Here is a 23,192-nt window from a genome sequence, read left to right on the forward strand (position 1 = left end):
TGCTCGCCGAGCACGCGGCCTCTCGCGTCGTCCGTGAGGGCGGCGACCCGCGCCGGCCTCGGCGCGGTGCTGCGTCAGGCCTGCTTGATGGCCGAGACGTCGAGCGTGATGGTGATCTTGTCGCCGACGAGCACGCCGCCGGTCTCGAGCGCGGCGTTCCAGGTGAGCCCGAACTCCTTGCGGGAGATCTGCGTGCTCGCCTCGAAGCCGGCGCGCGGGTTGCCGAACGGGTCGGTCGCGGTGCCGGCGAACTCGGTCGCGAGCTCGACGGGCTTGGTCACGCCGTTGATGGTGAGGTCGCCCGCGACGACGTAGTCGTCGCCGTCGGTGGTGATCGACGTCGAGGAGAAGGCCCAGGTCGGCTTGTTCTCCGCGTCCCAGAAGTCCGCGCTGCGCAGGTGGTTGTCCCGGTTGTCGTCGCCGGTGCTCACGGACGCGGCGTCGAGCTCGGCCGTGACGGACGTCGACTCGAGGTCGTCGCCGACGGTGATGGAGCCGCCGGAGATCGCGAGCGTGCCGCGGACCTTCGAGATGCCGGCGTGGCGGACGGTGAACGCGGCCTGCGAGTGCGAGGCGTCGAGCGCGTAGGTGCCGGTGGTGAGTCCGGTGGGCAGCGGCGTGGCCATGGGGTGCTCCTTCTGATCGGGTCGTCTGGTGGTCGTCGAGCTCGGTCGAACGTCTCCCGGCCGCTCCCGGCGACGAGGCCTCGGGCGGCTGGTTGAAGTTTCAACCACGTTCGGGCGTATCAACTCCGGGCACGTCCCCGTCTATTCCCGGGGAGGTGGAAGAATCTTGCGGACGCTCGCCGGCCGACTCCCACCCGGCGACGACCCCTGACCGACCGAGGACAGCATGACGACGCAGCACTCCGACCGCCCGCTCCTTCCCGACGGCGCCCAGCCGCGCTGGCTCGACGCCGACCAGCAGCAGCTGTGGCGCGCGTACCTCGAGGGCACCGTCCGTTTCGTCGAGGCGATGAGCCGGGAGCACGAGGAGCGCTCCACCGTCTCGCTCAACGAGTACGAGCTGCTCGTGCGGCTCTCCGAGAGCCCCGACCACACGCTGCGCATGTCCGCGCTCGCCGAGGGGCTGGCCCGCTCGCGCAGCCGCGTGACGCACACCGTCGCGCGCATGGAGGCGCGGGGGCTCGTGCGCCGGTCCGCGAGCACCGGCGACCGCCGCGGCGTGAACTGCGTCATGACCGAGGCGGGGCAGCGCACGCTCGTCGAGGCGGCCCCCGCCCACGTGGCGGCGGTGCGGCGCTTCATGGTGGACGTCCTGACGCCCGAGCAGTTCCGGGCGCTGGGAGAGGCGATGTCCGTGGTCGCGCGGGCGTGCCGGGAGGACCACGAGATCTGAGGCCCCCGAGTGCGCGACACTGGTACCCATGGTCTCCACCACGGTCCACCTCCTGCGTCACGGCGAGGTCCACAACCCCGACGGCATCCTCTACGGCCGGCTGAACGGCTACCGACTGTCCGAGCGCGGGCAGGAGATGGCGCGCCGCGTCGCCGCGCACCTGGCGGGCGAACCCGGGCCTGACGGCACGTCCCGCCCCCGCGCCGACCTGGCGGTCGTCGTCGCGTCGCCGCTGCAGCGTGCGCAGGAGACGGCGACGCCGGCGGCCGAGGCGTTCGGGGTCGAGCTGGGCACGGACGAGCGGCTGCTCGAGGCGGAGAACCACTTCGAGGGCATGCGTTTCGGCGTGGGCGACGGGTCGCTGCGCCATCCCGCGCACTGGCGGTTCCTCTGGAACCCGTTCCGGCCGTCGTGGGGCGAGCCCTACGTCCGGCAGGTGGCCCGCATGCGCGCCGCCGTCGCCGACGCGCGCGGCAAGGCGGCCGGTCGCGAGGCGCTCCTCGTGAGCCACCAGCTGCCGGTCTGGCTCACGCGGCTCAGCTTCGAGAACCGCCACCTGTGGCACGACCCCCGCAAGCGCCAGTGCGCGCTCGCCTCGCTCACGAGCCTGCGCTTCGAGGACGACCGGCTCGTCGCCGTCCACTACACGGAGCCCGTGGCGGACCTCCTCCCGGGTGCGTCTCAGGTCTCAGGAGCGTGACGTTCGCCATGCCGGTGCGGCGAGCGCCCCTTTCGCCCGGTTCGCCCGTGGTCCTTCTCAGGGCGCGCCCAGGTTGGCGCGCCAGGGTGCGACCCGTGATGTCGTCGTGACCCCCGACCCCGTGCGCGCGCCCGTGCGCCCCCGCGCACGTCGCCTCGCCGCCGCAGGCCTCGCCCTGGCGACCGGCCTCGCGCTCGCGGCCTGCACCGCCGAGTCGGGGGCGACGACGTCGGGCGACGACGTCGTCGGGCAGGGCTACGTCTCGGGCGATGGGTCGGTGCGCACGTGGGAGGCCGGCGACCGCGGCGAGCCCGTCGCGCTGTCCGGGACCGACTACGAGGGCCGGACGGTCGACACTGAGGACTGGCAGGGCGACGTCGTCGTGCTCAACACCTGGTACGCCGCCTGCGCGCCGTGCCGGGCCGAGGCGCCCGACCTCGTGGCGCTCGCGGAGGAGCGGGCCGACGACGGCGTCCAGGTGCTCGGCATCAACACGACGGACGAGCCGGGCGCCGCGCTGGCGTTCCAGCGCACGTTCGAGGTGCCCTACCCGTCGATCGACGACCGCAGCGGCGAGGTCGTCGCCGAGCTGTCCGGGACCGTGCCCCTCCAGGCGGTGCCGTCCACGGTGGTGCTCGACCGCGAGGGCCGGGTCGCGGCCCGCGTCATCGGGCTCGTCGAGGGCTCGACGCTCGAGGCGCTCGTCGGCGACGTCCTCGCCGAGGACGCCGCGGGCGACGACACGGCGGGCGGCTGACGTGCTCGGCGTCGCTTCCGCGGTGCTCGACGTCGGCATGGCCGCCGACGTCGGCGAGCGGTTCGCGCAGATCGCCTGGAACGGGTCGCTGCTGCTCGCCGTCCCGGTCGCGCTGCTGGCCGGCCTGGTGTCGTTCGCGTCGCCGTGCGTCCTGCCGCTCGTGCCGGGCTACGTCGGCTACGTCAGCGGCATGGCCGCCGCGAACGCGGGCGGCGGTGCCGGGCGCGGAGGGCGCTCGTCGGGAGGGGGCGGCGGGACCGCCGTCGTGGCGGCCGCGCCGAGCCGGGGGCGTGTGCTCGCCGGCGTCGGGCTGTTCGTCGCCGGGTTCACGGTGGTGTTCGTCGGGCTGTCCGCCGCCGCGGGCGCGTTCGGCGCGTACGTCGTGCGCTGGGAGGACGTCCTCACGCGGGTGCTCGGCGTCGTCGTCGTCCTCATGGGCCTGGCCTTCATGGGTGCGGTGCCCTTCCTGCAGCGCGAGCGTCGCCTGCACCTGAGCCCGCGCGCGGGCCTGTGGGGCGCGCCGCTGCTCGGCGTCGTCTTCGGCCTCGGCTGGACGCCGTGCCTCGGCCCGACCCTCGTCGCCGTGCAGGCGCTCTCGCTCAGCGAGGCGTCGGCCGGACGCGGGGCGCTGCTCGGCGTCGCGTACTGCCTCGGGCTCGGCGTGCCCTTCCTGCTCATCGCGCTGGGCCTGCAGGGCTCGCAGCGCACGCTCGGGTTCCTCCGGCGCCACCGCCTCGCGATCATGCGCGTGGGCGGCGGGCTGCTCGTGGTCATCGGCCTCGCGCTCGTGACCGGTCTGTGGGGCACGTGGACGGGTGCGCTGCAGGGCTGGATCGGCGGATTCGTGACGGTGGTGTGATGGCTGACGAGAGGACCGAGGAGAAGGTCTCCCCGCGCTACCGCCCGGAGGGGATCGACGACGCGTTCGCCGAGGGGTCCGCCGACGCGGGGGCTCCCGACGCGGGGCCCGCTGCGCCGTCCCGGCCGACGGCGCCCGCGCTCGGGCTCGTCGGCACGCTGCGCTGGACGTGGCGCCAGCTCACGAGCATGCGCGTCGCGCTCATGCTGCTCATGCTGCTCGCCGTGGCGGCGGTGCCCGGCTCGGTCCTGCCGCAGCGCCCGCAGGACCCGGCGGCGGTGCTGCGCTACCTGCAGGACAACCCGACGGCGGGGGAGTGGCTCGACCGCCTGGGGTTCTTCGACGTCTACGCGTCGGTGTGGTTCTCGGCGATCTACCTGCTGCTGTTCGTCTCGCTCGTCGGGTGCATCCTGCCGCGGACGCGCGCCCACCTCCAGGCGCTGCGCAGCCGCCCGCCCCGCACGCCGCGCCGGTTCGACCGCTTCCCCGCGCAGGGGCGGGCGGTGACCGACGCGACGCCCGACGCGGTGGTCACGGCCGCCGCGGCGCACCTGCGCGGGCGCGTGCGGGGGCTGCCGACGTTCCGGGTCGAGACCGCGACCGAGGACGCGACGCCCGCCGTCGGGCAGCGTGCCGCCCGCCCGGCGGCCCGCACGGTCGCCGCCGAGCGCGGGTACGTGCGCGAGTCCGGCAACCTCCTGTTCCACCTGTCGCTGCTCGGGCTGCTCGTCGCCGTCGCCCTCGGCCAGCTCCTGCACTACCGGGGGCAGGCCATCGTCACGGAGGACCGCGGGTTCGCGAACGCCGTCGTCGACTACGACACGTTCGAGAACGGCGCCTGGTTCCGGCCGTCGTCCCTCGTGCCGTTCTCCATGACGCTCGACCGCTTCGAGGCGGAGTTCGCCGCGGACTCCGTCGCGTTCGCGCAGTCGCGCGACTTCACGGCGTTCGTCACGGTGCGCGACCCCGACGGGACGACGCACGAGGAGACGATCAAGGTCAACCACCCGCTCACCGCGGGTGGCGCGAAGATCTACCTCCAGGGCAACGGGTTCGCGCCCGAGGTCACGGTGCGCGACGCGGAGGGGGAGGTCGCCTTCTCCGGGCGGGTGCCGTTCCTGCCCGAGGACACGATGTACACGTCGCAGGGTGTCATCAAGGTGCCCGACGTCTCGCCGGGGCTCGACCAGATCGGGCTCGTCGGCTCGTTCCTGCCGACCGCGGAGCTGAGCGCGGACGGGACGACGGCGAGCTCGGTCTACCCGCAGCCGATCAACCCGCTGCTCGTGCTCGAGGTGTACCGCGGCGACCTCGGGCTCGACGAGGGCCTGCCGCAGAACGTCTACCGGCTCGACACCGAGGACCTCGAGGCCTCGGTCGACGCCGAGGGCGAGCGCGTGAAGGTCCTCGTCGCGCCGGGGGAGACGGTCGACCTGCCCGACGGCCTGGGCACGATCACGTTCGAGTCCGTCCCCCGGTACGTCGCCCTCGACCTGCGTCACGACCCGTCGCTGACGTGGGTCCTCGTGTTCGCCCTGGGCGCGCTCGGCGGGCTCGCCGTCTCGCTCTTCACCCCGCGCCGCCGCGTGTGGGTGCGCGCGTGGCGCGAGACCGTTCCGGGCGACGGGCCCGACGGCGCGCGCGGGCGCACGGTCGTCGCCGTCGCCGGCCTGGCCCGCGGCGACGACGCGGGGCTCCAGGGTGAGGTGGACTCGCTTCTCGCGGCCCTCCCGGGCGTGACACCATCAGCAGGTGAGGGCGACCTCACCTCTTCCGCACGAAAGGCTGACCGATGACCGTGGCCGAGCTGAGCCAGGACCTGGTGTGGGCGGCGGCGACCGCGCTGACCGTCGCGCTCGTGGCGTTCGCGATCGACCTGTCGCGGCTCGCGGGCCGTCGTGACGAGGAGCGCGCGCAGCAGTCGATCGCGCCGGCGGCGGAGCGCACCGAGGCTCTCGTCGCCGCCGGACCGGCGCCCGGCGGTGCCGCGACGCCCACGGCGGCGGGCGCGGCGGACGCCGACGGGGCGGGGCCCGCGGCCGGCCCGGCGCCGGTGTCGCGGAAGGCCGCGAACATCGGGGTCTCGCTGACGTGGCTGGGAACGGCGCTGCTGCTCGCCGCCATCGTCACGCGCGGCGTCGCGGCCGGCCGGACGCCGTGGGCGAACATGTACGAGTTCACGCTCGTCGGCACGCTCGTCGCGCTCGCGGTGTTCCTCGGCGTCTCGCTGCGGCGCGACGTGCGCTTCCTCGGCTCGTTCGTCACGGCGCTCGCGGTGCTGTTCCTCGTGGTCGCGCAGAACGCCTTCTTCGTCGCCGCGACGGGCGTCCAGCCCGCGCTCCAGCACTACTGGCTCGTCATCCACGTCGGCGTCGCCATCGTCGCGACGGGGATCTTCACTGTCGCGTTCGTGACGTCGGTGCTCCAGCTCCTGCGGGACTCGCGCGACGGCGGCAGCGCCGTCCTCGGGGCCCGGGGCTGGCGCTGGCTCGACACCACGCCTCGGCCGGTCCAGCTCGAGGCGCTGAGCTTCCGCCTCAACGCCGTCGCGTTCGTCCTGTGGACGTTCACGATCATCGGCGGCGCGATCTGGGCCGAGGACGCGTGGGGCCGGTACTGGGGATGGGACCCCAAGGAGGTCTGGAGCTTCGTCGTCTGGATCGTCTACGCCGCGTACCTGCACGCGCGGACGACGCGCGGCTGGTCCGGTCGCCGCGCCGCGTACTTCGTGCTCGTCGGCTACGCGTGCGTGCTGTTCAACTTCACCGGCGTGAACCTGCTGTTCAACGGCAAGCACTCGTACTCCGGCCTCGAACCGGGCGACTGACGACGCCGCGCCCGCCGGGCGCTCGTCGAGAACGGGATCAGCCACCGCATCCGCCCGGATCCGGTGGCCGGTCCCGTTCTCGCCGTCGTACGTGGGTCAGCGGCTCCCGGGTCCGTCGTGTCCCGGGTTGGTGCCGCTCTGGTCGCCGTCGGGGTCCGTCCCGGTGCTCGGCCCGTCGTCGTCCGTGGGGCCTGCGCCGCCCGCGCCAGTCCCCGGTGCGCCGTCCTCGGTCGCGCGGCCGGGGTCGGACGCCGTGCCGCCGCCGGGGCCCGTGGCGCGTCCCTGGCGGCGCTGCTCCTGCTCCAGGCGCCAGAGGAACTCGGGGTCGTCGTCGGGCGCGACCGGCCCGCTGCGGCGGCGCCGCGCCGGACCAGGACGCCCGGACCCGGGCCTCCCGCCGGCCCCGTACCGCGGGGCCGAGCGCTGCGAGCGCTTGACGAGGATCCACGCGATCGCCCCGACGAAAGGCAGCAGGACGATGAGGACGACCCACAGCCACTTGGGGATGCCGCCGCGCTCGTCCTCGTCGCTCGAGGCCAGGTCGACGAGGGCGTAGACCGCGAGACCGACGGCCAGCAGGACCAGGAGCACACGTGCCATCCCTCCAGCCTAAGCGCCGTACCCTGGAGGGGTGCCTCTCGTCGTCTACTCCGTCCTGCGGCTGCTCCTGTTCGGCGTCGCGCTCGGCGCGCTGTGGCTCGTCGGCCTGCGCGGCTGGCTGCTCGTCCTCGTGGCCGCCGCGGTCGCGCTCATGCTGTCGTACCTGACGCTGCGCGGACCGCGCGACGCGGCGTCGCGCTACCTCGCGGCGCGCGCCGAGCACCGGGCCCGCACCAAGGAGCGCTTCTCGCGCGCCGTCGAGGACGACGCCGCGGCCGAGGACGCCGCGGTCGACGCCGCCGACGGGACGGACGCCCCTCCGGCGCGGTAGCGGACGAGGACGGTCGCGCGGGGCCTCGGGCGCGAGGCCTCAGACGCGCGGGGTCAGAGCGCCAGCCCCACGCCCAGCAGCACGCCGTACGCGAGCTCGTACATCCCCGTCCCCGCGAGGACCGGCACGAGGAGGGGCCCGCGCGCCCCGGCGAGCACGGGCAGCGCGAGCAGCACCGCGGGCAGCAGCAGCACGAGCACGAGCAGCGTCCACGCCGACGCGAACGCGCACACCACGGCGAGCGCGAGGGGCAGCCAGATCATCGCGACGTACACGCGGCGCGCCCGCCAGTCGCCGAGCCGGACCGCGAGGGTGCGCTTGCCCGCGACGACGTCGGTGGGGATGTCGCGCAGGTTGTTGACCATGAGGATCGCGCACGCCAGCAGCCCGACGGCGACCGCACCCACGAGAGACGGCCACGTGACCACGTCGGCCTGGGTGTACGTGGTCCCGACGGTCGCGACGAGCCCGAAGAAGACGAACACGCCGACCTCACCGAGGCCCCGGTAGCCGTAGGGGTTGCGCCCGCCGGTGTAGTACCAGCCCGCGAGGATCGCGACCGCGCCGACGGCGACCAGCCACCAGTGGCCCGACACGGCGCACAGCGCGAGGCCGAGCACCGCCGCCACGCCGAACGCGGCGAACGCCGCCGTGCGCACCTGCCCCGCGCGCGCCGCGCCCGAGGCCGTGAGCCGCATCGGGCCGACGCGGTCGAGGTCGGTCCCGCGGATGCCGTCGGAGTAGTCGTTCGCGTAGTTCACGCCCACCTGCAGCGCGAGCGCGACGCCGAGCGCGAGCAGGGCCGGCAGGAGGACGAACGCGTCGACGTGCGCGGCCGCGCCGGACCCGACGACCACCGGCGTCGCGGCGGCGGGCAGGGTCCGGGGTCGCGCCCCCGCGACCCACTCGGCGGGACTGGCCATGGTGCTCCGTTCGCTCAGGAGATCGGTGGGCGGGGCGACGCCGTCACGCGTCCTCGGCCGGCCCCAGCCCGGCGACGAGCCGCGCCACCGCGGCGCGGTCCACCTTGCCGGGCCCGCGCCGGGGGAGGTCCTCGACGGCGACCACGCGGCGCGGTGCCGCCGCCCGGCCCAGCCTATCGGCGACGCGACGTCGGACGGCCTCGACGAGCTCGGCCGGCACCACGGGCGGTGCCACGGCTGGCGCCACGAGCGTCACGACCGCGACGACGGTCGCCCCCCACTCCGCGTCGGGGACACCGACGACGCACACCTCGCCGATGCCCTCGACGCCGGCCACCACGTCCTCGACGGCCGCGGGCGAGACGTTGACGCCGCCCGTGACGACGACGTCGTCCGCGCGCCCGAGCACCGTCAGCCGCCCGGGGCCGCGCTCGTCGACCTCCGCCACGCCGTCCCGGTCCACCGCGGCGAGCACCGCGGCCACGTCGTCGTCCGTGCCGTCCTCCGAGACCCCGACCCGGCCGAGGTCGCTCGTGCGGAACCACCGGGTGCCGTTCGAGTCGGTGCGGAACGCGGCCGCCGTCGCGGCCGGGTCGCCCAGGTACCCGTCGGCGAGCACGGGCCCGGCGAGCTCGACGACGCCCGAGCCGGGGTCGAGCCGCGCGCGCACGCCCGCGAGCGGGACGCCGTCGTACACGCACCCCCCGCACGTCTCCGTCATGCCGTACGTCGTCACGACGGGTGCCCCCGCCGCCCGCGCGCGGCGCAGGAGCGCCGCGGGCGTGGCCGCCCCGCCGAGGAGGACGGCGTCGAGCGAGCACAGGGCGTCGAGCCCGTCGGGCTCCCCGGCGTCCGCCGCGGCGACCAGGCGGTGCAGCTGGGTCGGGACGAGCGAGACGTAGCGCCGCGCGCCGCGCGGTGCCTGGTGCACGAGCGCCGCGAACCCCGCGGCGGTGAAGGGCTCCCCGCCGGGTGCCGCCGTGAGCCCGTGGCCCGCGTGGGCGCGGGCGACCACCTGGACGCCCGCGACGTGCGTCGCGGGGAGCGTGATCAGCCAGTGGCCGGGGCCGCCCAGACGCGCGTGCGTCGCCTCGCCCGACGCCCGCAGGGCCGACGCCGAGAGCGCGACCTCGCGCGCCGCGCCCGTCGACCCCGACGTGCGCAGCACGAGCGCGACGCCCTCGTCGGGCTCCGCCGCAGCGAGCACCGGGGCGGGGGCGACGGGGGGCCCGGAGCCGTCCAGCGCGGCGCCGACGGCCCGGACGAGCTCTCGCAGGTCCGTGGGGACGACGGCGCGGGTCACCGGATCAGCCTAGGTCGCCGCATAGGGTGGCCCGAACCGGCCAGGGGGCCGAGGGCGCGCGCCGCCGGCGCAGGTCCGGTGGCCGAGGGAGGCGCGACGGTGACGACGACGGTCACGGGGCGTGGACGAGGACGGGGCGCGACGCCCGCCCGGACGGTGGCAGGGGCTCTCGCGCTGGTCGCGGCGCTCGCGCTCGGCGCGTGCGGGGGAGCGCCGCTCGCGCCGGCGACCGAGACCGTCCAGCCGGGGCCCGAGGTCGTGCGCGGCGGGCCCCCGGAGCCGGACGTGCCCGTCGTCTGGCCGCTCACCGGCGTCGCCACCGAGGAGGTCGCCGCGCGCCCGGCGCTCGCGGTGAAGATCGAGAACGCGCCGGCCGCCCGCCCGCAGACCGGGCTGGAGGACGCGGACGTGGTGTGGGAGGAGGTCGTCGAGGGCGGCATCACGCGCTTCGTCGCCGTCTACCACTCGCGCGCCCCCGAGCTCGTCGGCCCGGTCCGGTCGGTGCGGCCGATGGACCCGGCGATCGTCGCGCCGCTGCACGGCGTCCTCGCGTACACGGGCGGCCAGCCCCCGTTCGTCGACGCGGTCGGCGCGGCGGGCGTGCAGTCGGTCGTCATGGACCACGGTGACGACGGCTTCGTCACCACGCGCGAGCGCCGCGCGCCGCACAACGTCTACGGCGAGCTCGAGGCCTTCTGGGCGCAGGCGGACGCCGACCGCACCTCGCCGCCGCCCGCGCAGCTCGAGCACGCGCGCGAGGCCGGTACCGGGACGGCGACCGTCGCGGGCGCCCCGGCGGGTCGGCTCGACGTACGGCTGACGCACTCGGGCCGCGCCGTCTGGGACTGGGCTGCGGACCAGGGGGCGTTCGTGCGCAGCGAGGGCGACCGGCCCGCCGTCTCCGCCGACGGCGACCGCCTCGCCGCGACGAACGTCGTCCTCGTCGCGGCGACGATGGTGAACACGCCGTTCCGCGACCCCGCCGGCGCACCCGTGCCGGAGACGCAGCTCGTGGGTTCCGGGGACGCCGTCGTGCCCTCGGGCGGCAAGCACGTCGCCGTGTCGTGGTCGAAGGCCGCCGTCGACGCCCCGCTCGTGCTCACCGGCGCCGACGGGCAGCCCGTGCGGCTCGAGCCCGGGAACTCGTGGATCGAGCTCGTGCCGACCGGCAGCGGGAGCTGGTCGGTGAGCTGACGGCGGACCGCTCGGCGTCCGACGGGTGCGCGCCCCTCCGCCCCGGGGCGTACGCCCGCTCCACCCGCGGGAGGAGCGGCGGCCGTGCAGGTGCGTCCGCCAGGGCGACGCGCCGGGACCCTCCCCGCGGGCACGGTGGAGACATGGCAACCGTCGTCCCGCACCCCGTCCACCCGTCCTCGGCCCGCACCCCCGGTGAGGGCCCCGACCAGGCCCCGCTTCCGCCGTCGTTCGCGCCGCGCGCCGGCGACGACCGCGAGCCGGGCGTCGCCCGCTCCGCCGTCCCCGTGGTGGTCTCCGTCGGCCTGCTCTTCGGGCTCGCCGTCGCCGCCGCGTTCGTCGGCCGCGGTCTCATCGAGATGCTCACGGGCCTCGTCGGCGCCTGACCCCGCGGCGCGTCCGAGGACCGCGCCGGAGGGCGTGCCAGGAGGTTGCGTCGGAAGGCCGCGTCAGAAGGCGTAGCCGAACCGGCCCCAGTCGGGGTCGCGGCGCTCGAGGAACGCGTCGCGCCCTTCCACGGCCTCGTCCGTCATGTACGCGAGCCGCGTCGCCTCGCCCGCGAACACCTGCTGGCCCATGAGCCCGTCGTCGGCGAGGTTGAACGCGAACTTGAGCATGCGGACCGCCTGCGGCGACTTCGTGGCGATGACGCGCGCGTACTCCAGCGCGAGACGCTCGAGGTCCGCGTGGTCCGCGACCTCGTTGACCGCGCCCCAGTCGTACGCGTCCTGCGCCGAGTACTCGCGGGCGAGGAAGAAGATCTCGCGGGCGCGCTTCTGCCCGACCTGCCGGGCGAGGTAGGCGGACCCGTACCCGCCGTCGAACGAGCCGACGTCCGCGTCGGTCTGCTTGAACCGCGCGTGCTCGCGGCTCGCGATCGACAGGTCCGCGACGACGTGCAGCGAGTGCCCGCCGCCCGCCGCCCAGCCGTTGACGACCGCGACGACGACCTTCGGCATCGTCCGGATGAGGCGCTGCACCTCGAGGATGTGCAGCCGCCCCGCGCGCGCCGGGTCGACGGCGTCGCGCGTGTGGACGTCCCCGCCGCCGTCGGGAGCGGTCGTGTACTGGTAGCCCGAGCGACCGCGGATGCGCTGGTCGCCACCCGAGCAGAACGCCCAGACGCCGTCCTTGGGCGAGGGGCCGTTGCCCGTGAGCAGGACCGTGCCGACGTCGGACGTCATGCGGGCGTGGTCGAGCACGCGGTGCAGCTCGTCGACGGTGTGCGGGCGGAACGCGTTGCGCACCTCCGGACGGTCGAAGGCGACGCGCACCACGGGCAGGTGGCGCACGACCGTCCCCGCGTCGTCGCGCTCCACGCCCCGGTGGTAGGTGACGTCCGTGAGGTCCTCGAAGCCGCGGACGTCGCGCCATGCGCGCGGGTCGAACGTCTCGGAGACCTGGCGGGGGAGCGGCGCGGCGGGCGTGATGTCAGGAGGGGTGCTCACGTGCGCCACGGTAACCGGTGGACGTGCGGGAACAAGTGGTACGGTCGTACCACTTGCGCGCGACGGCGGGACCTGCCACCCGGTGCGCCGACCCACGGAGAGTCGTATGGCACTCGCATGGATCGTCCTCGTCCTGTCCGGCATGCTCGAGGCGGGCTGGGCCCTCAGCCTCAAGGCGTCGGAGGGCTTCACGCGCCTGTGGCCGAGCGTCGGGTTCGTCGCGATGCTCGCCCTGAGCATGGCCGGGCTGGGCTTCGCGCTGCGCACGCTGCCCGTCGGCGTCGCCTACGGCGTGTGGGTGGGCATCGGGGCCGCGCTGACGGCGGTGCTCGCTATCGTGCTCTTCGGAGAGTCCGTCAGCGTCCTCAAGGTCGTCTCGCTCGTGCTGATCGTCGCCGGCGTGATCGGGCTCAACCTGTCCGGGGGAGGTCACTGAGGATGGCAGACGGGTCGACCGGCGAGGACGCCGGTGGACGACCGGCACCCCGGCGCCAGGCACGCGGCGCGGCGCGGCGTGACGCGATCGTCCGCGCCGCCGCCGACCTGATCCTGCGCGACGGGCCGGGCGCGGTGACGCACCGCGCGGTCGCCGCCCGCGCCGGTGTGCCGCTGGCCGCCACGACCTACTACTTCACGGGCCTCGACGACCTGGTCGCCGCCGCCGGGCAGGTGGTCGTCGACGGCTGGGTCCGGAACGCGCGCGACGCCGCCGACCGGGCGCTGCGCCCCGGCGCGGCACCGCAGCAGCGTGCCGCCGTCCTCGCGGACGCGGTGCTGCCCGACCTCGACGAGGCCGGCGTGCGCGGCTTCTACGAGCACCTCGTCGGCGCAGGCCGCTACCCGACGCTCGCCCAGGCGTACGCGCAGGGGCGCGACCGCCTCGACGCGGCCGTCGCGCACGTCCTCGACGCCCTCGGCGCCGGGTGGCTGAGCCCCGGCGTGCTCGTCGCCGTGGTCGACGGCGCGGCGGTCAGCGCGCTGAGCGAGGAGCGGGACGTGCGCGCGCTCGCCGCCCACCTGGTCGCCGCCCTCCTCGACGGGCGCGCGGAATCGCCGGGCTGACCGGCTCGGACGCCTCGCCCGGGTAGCCTCGCGGACCATGAGACCGCCGCTGCGATCCCGCCTCGTCCCCGAGACCGTGCGCTCGTGGACGGCTCTCGTCGTCGGCGTCGTCGTGAGCGTGCCCTCGTCCGTCGTCCTGTCCACCCGGGCGGGGACGAGCGACGCCGCGGCCGTGCTCGCCGCCGCCCTGGGGTTCGGGGTCGTGGTCGCGGTGACGTTCTGCGTGCTGAGCGTGGCCGCGTTCTCGGGGCTGCGCGGCCGACCGCTCCGCGAGGCGCTGGAACGGTCGGTACCGCGGTGGCGGTGGTCCGCGTGGGCGATCGGCGGCGGGGCGGCCGCGTGGTCCGTCCAGTTCTCCGTCCTCGCGCTCGGCGTGGGCGTCGGTCTCGCCCGCGGCACCGGAGCCGTCGAGGACCCGGTCGTCGTCGTGCTGGGCGTCGCGCTCGTGCTGAGCGCGTGGGCGACCGTCCTCGTCTCGTACACGCTGCACTACGCGCGCCTCGACGCGGGCGTCGGTCGGGGCGGCCGGGGGCTCGACGCGGGCCCGCGGCTCGCCTTCCCCGGTGACGGGCCGCGCGCCTTCGCCGACTACGTCTACGTCGCGGCCCACGTGAGCACGAGCTTCTCGACCGGCGACGTCACCGTCCTCGACGCCGCGACCCGCCGGACCGTGACCGGGCACGCCGTCGTCGCGTTCGCGTTCAACGCCGTCATCGTCGCGCTCGTCGTCGCGGTCCTGGTCAGCGGGTGAGCGGTCCTGGTCAGCGGGTGAGGTCGTGGGTCGCGCGGCTCCCGGGTGGCGCGACCCACGGTGGCATAGCCTGGGACGCGTGCCCGACCCCCTCGTCGTCTACCGCACCCGCCTGACCACGCGGTTCCGCGGCCTCGACGTCCGCGACGGCGTCCTGCTGCGGGGTGCGGCCGGGTGGGGCGAGTTCTCCCCGTTCTGGGACTACGACGACGCGGAGTCCGCGGCGTGGCTGCGCGCCGCGCGCGAGGCGGCCGACGGCGGCTGGCCCGCGCCGGTCCGCGACGCCGTGCCCGTCAACGTCACCGTCCCCGCCGTCGGCGCCGTGCGCGCGCAGGAGATCGTCGCGGCGTCCGGGGGCTGCCGGACCGCGAAGGTCAAGGTCGCCCAGCGCGGGCCCGACGGCGCCGTGGAGCCGCTCGACGCCGAGGTCGTCCGGCTCGAGGCCGTCCGGGACGCGCTCGGGCCGGGCGGGCGGATCCGGGTCGACGCCAACGGCGCGTGGGACGCGGACGAGGCGCTGCGCCGCCTGCCGCACCTGGACCACGCCGCGGGCGGGCTCGAGTACGTCGAGCAGCCGTGCGCCGACGTCGCGGGCCTCGCGGCGGTGCGCCGCGGCCAGCGCCTCGACGTGGCCGTGCCCGTCGCGGCCGACGAGTCGATCCGGCGCGCCGCGGACCCGTTCGCCGTCGTGCGCGCCGAGGCGGCGGACGTCGTCGTGCTCAAGGTCCAGCCGCTCGGCGGCGTCCGGGCGTGCCTCGCGCTCGCCGAGCGGGTCGGGCTGCCGGTGGTCGTGTCGTCGGCCCTGGAGTCGTCGGTCGGGATCGCGGCAGGCGTCGCGCTCGCCGCCGCGCTCCCGGAGCTGCCGTACGCGTGCGGCCTCGCGACCGTCCAGCTCCTCGCCGACGACGTCACCGACTCCCCGCTCCGGCCGGTCGACGGCCTGCTCCCCGTCGTGCGGCCGGCGCCGAGCGAGGCCGGTCTCGCCGCGACCGCGCCGGACGACGCGACCGCGCGACGGTGGACGGAACGCCTCGACCGCGTGTCCGCCATGCTCGACACCGCACCGGCCGGGGTCGCGCGATGAGCGCCGCAGCGGTCCCCGGCACGCCGGGAGACGCCGCCGCGTCCGGGCTGCCGCCTGCGGTCGCCGCGGCGTACGCCCTCGTCGCGGCGCTCGTCGCCGACGGCGTCCGCGACGTCGTCCTCGCCCCCGGGTCGCGCTCCGCGCCCCTCGCCTACGCGGTCGCGGCCGCGGCGGACGCCGGCCTGCTGACCCTGCACGTCCGCGTCGACGAGCGCACGGCGGCCTTCCTCGCGCTCGGCCTGTCGCGGGGGAGCGCACCGGTCGAGCGACCCGGGGGCGTGCGCGTGCCGCGCCCCGTGGCCGTCGTCACGACCTCCGGCACCGCGGTCGCGAACCTGCACCCCGCGGTGCTCGAGGCGCACCACGCGGGCGTGCCGCTCGTGCTCCTCACCGCCGACCGGCCGCACGAGCTCCGCGGCACCGGCGCGAACCAGACGACCACCCAGGTGGGTCTCTTCGGCCCCGCGGTGCGGTACGCCGTCGACCAGCCCGCGCCCGACGGCCGCCCGGGCGAGGTCCGCGACCTCGTCGCGGTCACGGCCCGCGCGCTCGCCGCGGCGACCGGTGCCCGCGACGGCCACCCCGGGCCCGTGCACCTCGACCTCGCGTTCCGCGAGCCGCTCGTGCCGCCCGCCGAGCTGCCCGCCGAGCCGGACGGCGCGCCGCTCGCCGAGGCGTCGCCCGACACCGCGGCACCGCTCGACGAGGCGCGCGCGCCCGCTCGCGAGGAGGCGGGCGGCACGCCGCGCACCGTCGCCGTGCCCGCGCTCGTGCGCTCCCCGGACGTGCCGCCGCCCCCGGCACGGACCGTCGTCGTCGCCGGCGACGGCGCCGGACCGGGTGCCCGTGCGCTCGCCGAGGCCCGGGGCTGGCCGCTGCTCGCCGAGCCGTCCTCCGGGGCGCTCGGCGGCCCGCAGGCCGTCGCCGCCCACCCCCTCGTGCTCGGCGTGGACGAGCTCGTCGAGGACGTCGAGGCCGCCGTCGTGCTCGGGCGCCCGACGCTCTCCCGCCCGGTCCAGCGGCTGCTCGGCCGCACGGAGGTCGAGGTCACCGTCGTCGCCCCCGGGGCGGGCCCGTGGCCGGACGCCGCGCGCAACGCCGCGACCGTGCTGCCGGCGGTCCCCGAGCCGTGGCTCGCGCCGGGCGGAACCGTCGACGACGCGTTCGTCGCCCGGTGGCGCGCGGCGAGCCGGGCCGCCGCCCGCGCGGTGGACGCCGCGACGTCGGGCGCCGTCACCGACGGACCGTCCGTCGCCCGCGCCGTCGCCGGTGCGGGTGCACCCGGGGACGTGCTCGTCGTCGGGTCCTCCAGCCCGGTGCGCGACCTCGACCTCGTCCTGGGCGCCGGGACCGCCGGCGCCGAGCCGCCCGGCACGGCCGGGCACGAGGCCCCGCGCATCCTCGCCAACCGCGGCCTCGCCGGGATCGACGGCACCGTGTCGACCGCGCTCGGCGTGGCGCTCGCGACCGCCCGCGACGCCTCGCCCGCCGACGGCGGCGCGGCCCCGCGCACGCGCGCGCTGCTCGGCGACCTCACGTTCCTCCACGACGTCGGCGGTCTGCTCCGCGGGCCGCACGAGCCGCACGTCGACCTCCAGCTCGTCGTCGTCAACGACGACGGCGGGTCGATCTTCGCCGGGCTCGAGCCGGGCGCCCTCGGCGAGTCGTCGGCCGCCGCCGCGCGCACGTTCGAGCGCGTCTTCGCGACGCCGCACGGCGCGAACCTGGCACCGTTGTGCGCCGGGTACGGCGTGGACCACCAGCTCGTGCCCGACGTCGCGACGCTGCGCCACGCCCTCGCGGCCCCGAGCCACGGCGTGCAGGTGCTCGAGGTGCGGGTCGCGCGCGACGACCGCCGGCGCTCGGCCGCGGCGCTCGCCGAGCAGGTGCGCGCCGCGGTGCGCGAGGCGCTCGCGGGCTGACCTGCCCCCGCCGGGGACGTCGTGCCGGTCGCGACGGCCCAGAACTCGCAGCGGACTCTCAGGCAGGCTCAAGCGTCGCCCAAGCGGAGGGGTGTGGAGTAGGGGGCAGATCAGAGGAGGCCCACCGTGTCGAACGACATCACCCCCACCACGCCGAGCACCCCCACCACGCCGAGCACCTCCGCCGTGCCCCCGGTGCCCGCCGCCGCCCAGCGGCACGAGCAGGTGGCCCACCCGCAGGCGCAGACGACGCAGCCGCTCGACGCGGTGCGCGCGCAGCAGACGGCCCAGCAGGGCGCGGCGCCGCACGTGCCCACCGACCCGTACGCCCCGCGCGCGCCCTACGCCGGACGCGCGACCCCGGGTGGCCCCGGCTCCGTCCCGCCGGCCCCGCCGGTCGCGCACACCCCGGCCGGTGACGGCGGCCGCGGCGCCGAGCGCCGGCGCACCTGGGTGCCCGTCGTGAGCGCCGCCGCTGCGGCGGCCGTGGTCGCGAGCGTCGGCACCGCCGGCCTCGTCGTCACGCTCGACGACGACGGCGCGACGAGCTCGCTCGCGCAGGTCGGTCAGCAGCAGGAGGAGACCACCGCGGCCCCGGTGTCGAGCTCGTCCTCGCAGAACCCCGACTGGGAGGCCGTGACGCAGGCCGTCGCGCCGTCGGTCGTCGCGATCCAGGTGCAGACCCAGGCGGGCGGCGGCGAGGGCTCGGGCGTCATCATCGACGACCAGGGCCACGTGCTGACGAACAACCACGTCGTCGAGGGCGCCGTGGACGACACCGTCCAGGTCACGCTGAGCGACGGCCGTCTGTTCGAGGCGCGGATCGTCGGGCTCGACCCGGCGACGGACCTCGCCGTCGTGCAGCTCTCGGACGCCCCGGACGACCTGCAGCCCGCGACGCTCGGCGACTCCGAGGACGTCATCGTCGGCGAGTCGGTGCTCGCGGTCGGCAACCCGCTCGGTCTCGCGAACACCGCGACGACGGGCATCGTCTCCGCCGTCGACCGCCCGGTCTCCGCGTCGGGCACCGAGGGCGGCACGTCCGTCGTGACGAACGCGATCCAGATCGACGCCGCGATCAACCCCGGGAACTCCGGTGGTCCGCTGTTCGACGCGCAGGGTCGCGTCATCGGCATCACGTCGTCGATCGCGAGCCTGTCCAGCGGCGGCAGCCAGTCGGGCTCGATCGGCCTGGGCTTCGCCATCCCGGTGAACCTCGCGAAGTCGATCGGGGAGCAGCTCATCTCGAACGGCACGGCCGAGCACGCGTTCCTCGGCGTGAGCCTGTCCGACGCGACGGCGACCGCCGACGGCGTGACGCGGCGCGGCGCACAGGTCCAGGACGTCACGGACGGCTCGCCCGCCGCGGAGGCCGGCATCGAGGCGGGCGACGTGATCGTCGAGATCGACGGCAACGCCGTCGGCGGCGCCGAGTCGCTCACCGCGTTCGTCCGCGAGCTCGCGGCCGGTGCGCAGTCCACCGTCACGGTGGTGCGCGACGGCGAGGCGCGTGACGTCGAGGTGACCCTCGCGACGCGCCCGGCGGACGACGAGCTCGCCGAGCAGGGCCAGCAGCAGGGCCAGGGCGGTCAGGGCCAGGACGGTCAGGGCCAGGACGAGCAGGGCGAGAGCGGCCAGGGCACCGACCCCACGGACCCGGGCAACGTCCCGAACCCCTTCGACTGGTTCTTCGGCGGCCGCGGCTGACGCAGCTTCCGGCGCGTCCCCCCCTGCGCGCCGGACCGGTGGTCGCCCGACGTCCCCCGGGCGACCACCACCACGGCCGGCACGGAGCACACCTCCGTGCCGGCCGTTCGTCGTGCCCGCAGCGGCCGTGCGCGTGCCGGTCGTGCTCGGGCCGGGGACGTGCGGGGCCTGGTCTCTCAGCTGCCGAGCGCGTACCGCAGGGGCTCGAGCTTGGCCTCGGACTCGGCGAGCTCGGACGCCGGGTCGGACGCGGCGACGATGCCGCAGCCGGCGAACAGCCGGACCGTGCGCGGGTCGGTCGGGGAGAGCTCGGCGGAGCGCAGCGCGATGCCCCACTCGCCGTCGCCGTCGGCGCCGAGCCACCCGACCGGGCCGGCGTAGCGGCCGCGGTCCATGCCCTCGATCTCGCGGATGAGCTCGCGCGCGACGCCCGTCGGCGTGCCGCACACCGCGGCGGAGGGGTGCAGCGCGGCGGCGAGCGCGAGGCTCGTGGGCCGTGCCGCACCGCGGCGCGCAGGCTCGGCGGGGGACGCGGCACCGCGCGCGAGGACGCCCGTGACGTCCGAGGCGAGGTGCATGACGTTGGGCAGGTGGAGCACGAACGGCGCGTCGGGCACGTTCATCGACGAGCAGAACGGCGCGAGGGCGTGCGCGACCGACGCGACCGCGTACTCGTGCTCCTCGAGGTCCTTCGACGACCGGGCGAGCTGGGCGGCGCGCAGGAGCGCGTCGTCGTCGGACAGCCCGGCGCGCCGGATGGTGCCGGCGAGGACGCGGGACGTGACGAGGCCCTTCTCGCTGCGCACGAGCAGCTCGGGCGTCGCGCCGACCATGCCGTCGACCGAGAACGTCCAGCACGCCTCGTACGCGGCGGCGAGGCGGGCGAGGAGCCAGCGCGGGTCCACGGGCTCGCTCGTGTGGGCGACGACGTCGCGCGCGAGCACGACCTTCTCCAGTGCCCCGGCGCGGATGCGCTCGACGCCCTCGGCCACGACGTCGGCCCAGTCGTCCGCGCGCAGCGCGCCGTCGCACCACGTCACCTCGCCGGGCGGGGGGACCGGCGTGCGGGACGCGCGCGCGAGCGCCGCGGCGGGGGCGGAGGACAGCGAGCCGGCGGTGTCGACCGTCGTGAGCCAGGTGCGCCCGTCCCGGCGGCCGACGACGACGCGCGGGACGACGAGGACGCCGCCCGCCCGCACCGGCTCGTGCGCGTCGTCCCCGGGGGCGGAGTCGTCGAACGCGAACGAGCCGAACGCGACCGGCCCGGTGCCGGGCACCCCGACCTCGTCGCGGACGACGGCGCGCGCGAGCGTCTCCTGCCACGCGGCCTCGGCGTCGGCGAACCTGCCCGGCCCCCACGTCTCGAGGCGCAGCGCCTCGCCCCAGCCGACGATCCCGTCGCCGCGCCGCACCCAGGTGAGGGGCCGTGCGTCGGGCAGGACGTCGACGAGCGCGGTGAGGCCGCCCGGGAGGTCGTCGATCGGCGTGGTCCGCACCACCAGGGGGTGGGGCTCGGTGGCGGGGACCGACGGTTCTGCTGTCATCGCCCCCCAGCGTAAGCGCGCGGGAGCCGTGCCGCGGGCGGCTCGTGGAAGCATGGTCGCCATGCCCCGCGCCAACCTGGACAAGAAGCCCACCGAGGTCGCGTCGATGTTCGACGGGATCGCCCGCCGGTACGACTTGACGAACGACATCCTGTCGCTGGGCCAGGACCGGGCGTGGCGCCGCGCGACCGTGCGGGCCGTCGGGGCGATGCCGGGGGAGAAGGTCCTCGACCTCGCGGCGGGCACCGGGACGTCGTCGGAGCCGTTCGCGGACGACGGCGTGCGCGTCGTCCCGTGCGACTTCTCGATCGGCATGCTCCAGGTGGGCAAGGAACGCCGCCCGGACCTCCCGTTCGTCGCGGGCGACGCGACGCGCCTGCCGTTCGCCGACGCGACGTTCGACGCGGTGACGATCTCGTTCGGGCTGCGCAACGTCGTCGACACCGAGGGCGGCCTGCGCGAGATGCTGCGCGTCGTGCGGCCCGGCGGCCGCGTGGTGATCTGCGAGTTCTCCACGCCCACGTGGAAGCCGTTCCGCACGCTGTACCAGGAGTACCTGGTGAAGGCCCTGCCGCGCATCGCGTCGGCGGTCACGCGCGAGGGCGGGTCGTACGAGTACCTCGCCGAGTCGATCGCCGCGTGGCCCGACCAGGAGGGTCTCGGCCGGCTGCTGCTGCGCGCGGGCTGGTCGCACGTCGGGTACCGCAACCTGTCCGGCGGCATCGTCGCGCTGCACCGGGCGACGCGCCCCGCCGCCTGAGCGGCGGACGGGCCCGCCCGCGCGCAGGTCGGGCCCCGGTGCGTCGGGGACCTTGGTCACGACTCGGCCAAGGAAGGTTCGCCTTGCTACACATCGTGCGCCGCGTGTGACTAGAGTGACGGTGTCCATTGTGATCGACTTCACAAGGGCGGTGGGTGCGCCGTGCCCCGACGTGGGGGGACGGTGAGTGCGTGGGCTCCGAGAGTGTTCCGACGACCGGGCGGCGAGGTGAGGACGTGCGCGGCAACCGCGATGACGCCGACGTCATCGTCGTGGGCGCGGGCCCCGCGGGGTCGGCCGCTGCCCACTACTGCGCCGCCGCGGGCCTCGAGGTCCTGCTGCTGGAGAAGTCGGCGTTCCCGCGCGACAAGATCTGCGGCGACGGGCTGACCCCGCGCGCCGTCGCCGAGCTCGTGCGGATGGGCGTGCCCGCGCGCGAGGACGACGGGTGGATCCGCAACAACGGCCTGCGGGTCGTCGCCGGCGGCCGCTCCTGGGAGCTCGCGTGGCCGGACCTCGCGTCCTACCCGAGCTACGGCATGGCGCGCGCCCGCCACTCGTTCGACCGCACGCTGGCCGAGCACGCGCGGCGCACCGGGGCCAAGCTCCTCGAGCGCACCTCCGTCACGGGCCCGGTGCTCGACGACCGCACGGGTCGCGTCGTGGGCGTCACGGCCCGTCCCGTCGACGACCGCGGACGCCGTGCGGGCGACGACGTCACCTACCGCGCGCCGGTCGTCGTCGCGGCCGACGGCGTCTCGTCGCGGTTCGCGCTCGCGCTCGGCCTCGCCAAGCGCGAGGACCGGCCGATGGGCGTCGCGGTGCGGTCCTACTTCCGCACCCCGCGCCACGACGACGCGTGGATGGAGTCGCACCTCGAGCTCTGGGACGGAGAGCCGGGACGCTCCGACCTGCTGCCCGGCTACGGGTGGATCTTCGCGCTCGGCGACGGCACGGCGAACGTCGGCCTGGGCTCGGTGAGCTCGACGCCCGCGCGGCAGTCGGCGTCGGGCGTCGACCACAAGGACGTCTTCGAGCGGTGGCTGCGCAACGCCCCGCCGGAGTGGGAGCTCGCGGAGGAGAACCGCCTCGCGCCGGTGCGCGGCGCCGCCCTGCCGATGGGCTTCAACCGCACGCCGCTGTACACGAAGGGCGTCCTGCTCGTCGGCGACTCGGGCGGCATGGTGAGCCCGTTCAACGGCGAGGGCATCGCCTACGCGATGCAGGCGGGCCGGACGGCGGCCGACGTGGTCGCGCAGGCCCTCGCGCGCGGCACCGACGCCGCCCGCGAGCGCGCCCTGCAGACGTACGCACGGACGATGCACCGCGAGCTCGGCGGGTACTACACGCTCGGCCGCTACTTCGTCCGACTCATCGAGCACCCCGAGATCATGCGGATCTGCACGCGGTACGGCCTGCCCCGGCCGGTCGTCATGCGGTTCGTCCTCAAGCTGCTGTCCGACTGCTACGAGCCCCGTGGCGGCGACTGGGTGGACCGCGTCATCGCGGGCCTGACGAAGGTGGTGCCGTCGTCATGAGCCCGTGACCGGGTCCGCAGGTGAGACGGCAACGACGCCCCCCATCAGCACCCCCCGTGACCCCGGACGACGTCGTCCGGGGATCCCGAGCCCCCACTCGAGGAGTACGCGATGACCAACCCGTACGTCCCGCTTCTCGTCCTCATGGGCGTGGCCGCCGTGCTCGCGCTCGGCGGCGTGGTCGCCAGCGCCGTGATCGGCCCGAAGCGCTACAACCGGGCGAAGCTCGACGCGTACGAGTGCGGCATCGAGCCCACGCCCCACGCCGTGGGCGGCGGGCGCTTCCCGATCAAGTACTACCTCGTCGCGATGACGTTCATCGTCTTCGACATCGAGGTGGTCTTCCTCTACCCGTGGGCGGTGGACTTCGCGACGCTCGCGACGTTCGGCCTCGTCGCGATGCTCGCGTTCCTCGCGCTGATCACCGTCCCGTTCGTCTACGAGTGGCGCCGCGGAGGCCTGGAGTGGGACTGACCAGCACCCGTCCGCGGCACCGGCCGACCAGCTAGCAGGACCAGGAGGA

At 76.1% G+C, this 23,192-nt stretch carries 24 protein-coding genes; 18 read left to right on the top strand and 6 right to left on the bottom strand.

What is annotated here, in order from left to right; genetic code table 11:
• Positions 1–74: 74 nt before the first annotated feature.
• Positions 75–626 carry a YceI family protein gene (locus ACFTZA_RS06220; protein WP_378191926.1) on the bottom strand — a complete coding sequence of 184 codons (552 nt, stop codon included), beginning with the start codon at positions 624–626 and terminating at the stop codon, positions 75–77.
• A gap of 226 nt (positions 627–852) precedes the next feature.
• Between ACFTZA_RS06220 and ACFTZA_RS06225 the strand changes: the two genes are divergently transcribed.
• The 6 genes from ACFTZA_RS06225 (at position 853) to ccsB (ending at position 6,502) form a co-directional block, all read left to right on the top strand.
• Positions 853–1,359, top strand: a complete 507-nt coding sequence (locus tag ACFTZA_RS06225) for a MarR family winged helix-turn-helix transcriptional regulator (RefSeq protein WP_378191927.1) — start codon at positions 853–855, stop codon at positions 1,357–1,359.
• A 28-nt stretch (positions 1,360–1,387) separates the two neighbouring features.
• Positions 1,388–2,059 carry a histidine phosphatase family protein gene (locus ACFTZA_RS06230; RefSeq protein WP_378191929.1) on the top strand — a complete coding sequence of 224 codons (672 nt, stop codon included), beginning with the start codon at positions 1,388–1,390 and terminating at the stop codon, positions 2,057–2,059.
• A 106-nt stretch (positions 2,060–2,165) separates the two neighbouring features.
• Positions 2,166–2,816 carry a TlpA family protein disulfide reductase gene (locus ACFTZA_RS06235; RefSeq protein WP_378191931.1) on the top strand — a complete coding sequence of 217 codons (651 nt, stop codon included), beginning with the start codon at positions 2,166–2,168 and terminating at the stop codon, positions 2,814–2,816.
• A 37-nt stretch (positions 2,817–2,853) separates the two neighbouring features.
• Positions 2,854–3,675, top strand: coding sequence for a cytochrome c biogenesis CcdA family protein (locus ACFTZA_RS06240; protein WP_378192355.1), 822 nt, complete (start codon positions 2,854–2,856; stop codon positions 3,673–3,675).
• Positions 3,675–5,471: a cytochrome c biogenesis protein ResB gene (locus ACFTZA_RS06245; protein ID WP_378191934.1), complete on the top strand. Its 1,797-nt coding sequence runs from the start codon at positions 3,675–3,677 to the stop codon at positions 5,469–5,471. Before ACFTZA_RS06240 ends, ACFTZA_RS06245 begins: the two co-directional genes overlap by 1 nt.
• A complete protein-coding gene (gene ccsB / locus ACFTZA_RS06250) occupies positions 5,468–6,502 on the top strand; it encodes a c-type cytochrome biogenesis protein CcsB (RefSeq protein ID WP_378191936.1) in 1,035 nt (344 codons plus the stop codon). The genes ACFTZA_RS06245 and ccsB overlap by 4 nt, the downstream gene beginning before the upstream one ends.
• Before the next feature lie 96 nt (positions 6,503–6,598).
• On the opposite strand, the gene ACFTZA_RS06255 is transcribed toward ccsB, so the two are convergent.
• Positions 6,599–7,102: a PLD nuclease N-terminal domain-containing protein gene (locus tag ACFTZA_RS06255; protein WP_378191938.1), complete on the bottom strand. Its 504-nt coding sequence runs from the start codon at positions 7,100–7,102 to the stop codon at positions 6,599–6,601.
• Between the two features lie 31 nt (positions 7,103–7,133).
• Here ACFTZA_RS06255 and ACFTZA_RS06260 point away from each other — a divergent pair, with 31 nt between their 5' ends.
• A complete protein-coding gene (locus ACFTZA_RS06260; RefSeq protein ID WP_378191940.1) occupies positions 7,134–7,433 on the top strand; it encodes a DUF4229 domain-containing protein in 300 nt (99 codons plus the stop codon).
• Between the two features lie 53 nt (positions 7,434–7,486).
• Here the strand turns inward: ACFTZA_RS06260 and ACFTZA_RS06265 are convergent, their stop codons facing one another.
• Positions 7,487–8,356 (bottom strand): 1,4-dihydroxy-2-naphthoate polyprenyltransferase, encoded by an 870-nt coding sequence (locus ACFTZA_RS06265; protein WP_378191942.1) that lies wholly within the window; start codon positions 8,354–8,356, stop codon positions 7,487–7,489.
• Between the two features lie 43 nt (positions 8,357–8,399).
• Positions 8,400–9,659: an AMP-binding protein gene (locus ACFTZA_RS06270; protein ID WP_378191944.1), complete on the bottom strand. Its 1,260-nt coding sequence runs from the start codon at positions 9,657–9,659 to the stop codon at positions 8,400–8,402.
• Between the two features lie 99 nt (positions 9,660–9,758).
• Here ACFTZA_RS06270 and ACFTZA_RS06275 point away from each other — a divergent pair, with 99 nt between their 5' ends.
• Positions 9,759–10,853 carry a DUF3048 domain-containing protein gene (locus ACFTZA_RS06275; protein ID WP_378191946.1) on the top strand — a complete coding sequence of 365 codons (1,095 nt, stop codon included), beginning with the start codon at positions 9,759–9,761 and terminating at the stop codon, positions 10,851–10,853.
• A 143-nt stretch (positions 10,854–10,996) separates the two neighbouring features.
• Positions 10,997–11,239 carry a hypothetical protein gene (locus ACFTZA_RS06280; RefSeq protein ID WP_378191948.1) on the top strand — a complete coding sequence of 81 codons (243 nt, stop codon included), beginning with the start codon at positions 10,997–10,999 and terminating at the stop codon, positions 11,237–11,239.
• Positions 11,240–11,302: 63 nt separating this feature from the next.
• Here the strand turns inward: ACFTZA_RS06280 and ACFTZA_RS06285 are convergent, their stop codons facing one another.
• Entirely contained in the window at positions 11,303–12,301 is a 999-nt protein-coding gene (locus ACFTZA_RS06285; protein ID WP_378191950.1) for a 1,4-dihydroxy-2-naphthoyl-CoA synthase, read from the bottom strand.
• Positions 12,302–12,407: 106 nt separating this feature from the next.
• Between ACFTZA_RS06285 and ACFTZA_RS06290 the strand changes: the two genes are divergently transcribed.
• The 6 genes from ACFTZA_RS06290 to ACFTZA_RS06315 all read left to right on the top strand — a co-directional run bounded on the left by ACFTZA_RS06290 (position 12,408) and on the right by ACFTZA_RS06315 (position 18,827).
• Positions 12,408–12,737: a DMT family transporter gene (locus ACFTZA_RS06290; protein ID WP_378191951.1), complete on the top strand. Its 330-nt coding sequence runs from the start codon at positions 12,408–12,410 to the stop codon at positions 12,735–12,737.
• A 2-nt stretch (positions 12,738–12,739) separates the two neighbouring features.
• A complete protein-coding gene (locus ACFTZA_RS06295) occupies positions 12,740–13,363 on the top strand; it encodes a TetR/AcrR family transcriptional regulator (protein ID WP_378191953.1) in 624 nt (207 codons plus the stop codon).
• Positions 13,364–13,400: 37 nt separating this feature from the next.
• Positions 13,401–14,114 carry a DUF1345 domain-containing protein gene (locus ACFTZA_RS06300; RefSeq protein ID WP_378191955.1) on the top strand — a complete coding sequence of 238 codons (714 nt, stop codon included), beginning with the start codon at positions 13,401–13,403 and terminating at the stop codon, positions 14,112–14,114.
• A gap of 70 nt (positions 14,115–14,184) precedes the next feature.
• Positions 14,185–15,198 carry an o-succinylbenzoate synthase gene (locus tag ACFTZA_RS06305; protein WP_378192357.1) on the top strand — a complete coding sequence of 338 codons (1,014 nt, stop codon included), beginning with the start codon at positions 14,185–14,187 and terminating at the stop codon, positions 15,196–15,198.
• Positions 15,195–17,120, top strand: a complete 1,926-nt coding sequence (menD, locus tag ACFTZA_RS06310; protein WP_378191957.1) for a 2-succinyl-5-enolpyruvyl-6-hydroxy-3-cyclohexene-1-carboxylic-acid synthase — start codon at positions 15,195–15,197, stop codon at positions 17,118–17,120. Before ACFTZA_RS06305 ends, menD begins: the two co-directional genes overlap by 4 nt.
• 126 nt (positions 17,121–17,246) lie before the next feature.
• Positions 17,247–18,827: a S1C family serine protease gene (locus tag ACFTZA_RS06315; protein ID WP_378191959.1), complete on the top strand. Its 1,581-nt coding sequence runs from the start codon at positions 17,247–17,249 to the stop codon at positions 18,825–18,827.
• Between the two features lie 176 nt (positions 18,828–19,003).
• Here ACFTZA_RS06315 and ACFTZA_RS06320 read toward each other — a convergent pair whose 3' ends face one another.
• Positions 19,004–20,371 (bottom strand): isochorismate synthase MenF, encoded by a 1,368-nt coding sequence (locus ACFTZA_RS06320; protein WP_378191961.1) that lies wholly within the window; start codon positions 20,369–20,371, stop codon positions 19,004–19,006.
• Positions 20,372–20,432: 61 nt separating this feature from the next.
• Here ACFTZA_RS06320 and ACFTZA_RS06325 point away from each other — a divergent pair, with 61 nt between their 5' ends.
• The 3 genes from ACFTZA_RS06325 to ACFTZA_RS06335 all read left to right on the top strand — a co-directional run bounded on the left by ACFTZA_RS06325 (position 20,433) and on the right by ACFTZA_RS06335 (position 23,143).
• Entirely contained in the window at positions 20,433–21,131 is a 699-nt protein-coding gene (locus ACFTZA_RS06325) for a demethylmenaquinone methyltransferase (RefSeq protein ID WP_378191963.1), read from the top strand.
• 236 nt (positions 21,132–21,367) lie between these two features.
• Entirely contained in the window at positions 21,368–22,669 is a 1,302-nt protein-coding gene (locus ACFTZA_RS06330; RefSeq protein WP_378191965.1) for a geranylgeranyl reductase family protein, read from the top strand.
• Positions 22,670–22,780: 111 nt separating this feature from the next.
• Entirely contained in the window at positions 22,781–23,143 is a 363-nt protein-coding gene (locus ACFTZA_RS06335) for an NADH-quinone oxidoreductase subunit A (protein WP_069387233.1), read from the top strand.
• The last annotated feature ends 49 nt before the right edge of the window (positions 23,144–23,192 follow it).

Origin of the sequence: Cellulosimicrobium sp. NPDC057127 (assembly GCF_042670945.1) — a bacterium.
GTDB lineage: Bacteria > Actinomycetota > Actinomycetes > Actinomycetales > Cellulomonadaceae > Cellulosimicrobium.